The sequence below is a fragment of the Variovorax sp. YR266 genome (assembly GCF_900107295.1).
In the GTDB taxonomy this organism is placed as follows: Bacteria; Pseudomonadota; Gammaproteobacteria; order Burkholderiales; family Burkholderiaceae_C; genus Variovorax.
In genome coordinates this window covers 1-1,043 of record NZ_FNPM01000048.1, presented here as the reverse complement: position 1 = coordinate 1,043, position 1,043 = coordinate 1, and the positions used below count along the sequence as shown (strand labels likewise).

Below are 1,043 nucleotides of genomic sequence, written 5' to 3'. Positions count from 1 at the left end.
AGGTCGCCGGTGCGGTACATGCGGCTGCCGGGGGCACCCAGGGGGTTGGCGATGAATCGCTCGGCGCTCAGGCCGGGGCGGTTCAGGTAGCCGCGCGCCAGGCCGGCGCCTGCGATGTAGAGCTCGCCGGCCACGCCCGCGGGCACGGGCTGCAGCTGCGCATCGAGCACGTACACCTGCGTGTTCCAGATCGGGCGGCCGATGGGTGGCACCTCAGGCCATTCGCTCACTGCGTCGGGAAGGCTGTACGCCGTCACGACATGGGTCTCGGTCGGGCCGTAGTGGTTGTGCAGCCGTCGCTGAGGAAAGCGTGCAAACGACTTGGCGACCGATGCGCTCAGTTGCAGCGCTTCGCCAGCCTGGAACACCTGGAGCGAATCGCTCAAACCGTCTTCGGATTCCGATTCGCACAGAAGATCGAGCACGATGTTCGGAATAAAGAAGTCGGTCACGCCGCTCCGCTTGCACCACTTCAGGAAATCCGACGTGTTGCTTCGAATCTCGTTCGTGGGAATGGCCAGCGTCTTGCCGGTGCACAGCGTCGAGAGGATTTCCTGGGCGGAGACGTCGAAGCTCAGCGACGTGAATTGCGCGACGGTGGATGTGCCCGAGGACTGGTCTGTGCCCGCATGCCAGGAGAACAGGTTCGATAGCGGCGCGACGGACATGACGACGCCCTTGGGCTTGCCTGTGGACCCCGAGGTGTAGATGACGTAGGCGGGGTTGGAAGGGGCCAGGGGCCGGGTGCGCTGGGCGTCGGTGGGGTTGGCGCGAGAGCGTGCGGCGATGGCCTGGCTCACCGCCTGTGCATCCAGCAGCAGGGTGGGCACGCCCGCAGGCAGGAGGTCGGCGGTGGCGGAGTCGCTGATCATGCAGACCGGAGCTGCGTCCTCGAGCATGAAGGCCAGACGGTCCCTGGGGTAGTCCACGTCCAGGGGCAGGTAGGCAGCGCCGGCCTTGAGGATGGCCAGCAGGCTGACGACGAGCTCCAGGGATCGAGGCAGCGCAAGGGCGACGAAGCGCTCGGGTCCCACGCCGCGAGC

The 1,043-nt window shown here is 66.8% G+C and carries 1 protein-coding gene; it reads right to left on the bottom strand.

The genetic code is table 11. The annotated features are described in order from the left end of the window. Nucleotides 1–1,043 (bottom strand): amino acid adenylation domain-containing protein (locus BLW48_RS34860; protein WP_143047892.1); only part of this gene is annotated, 1,043 nt, incomplete at both ends.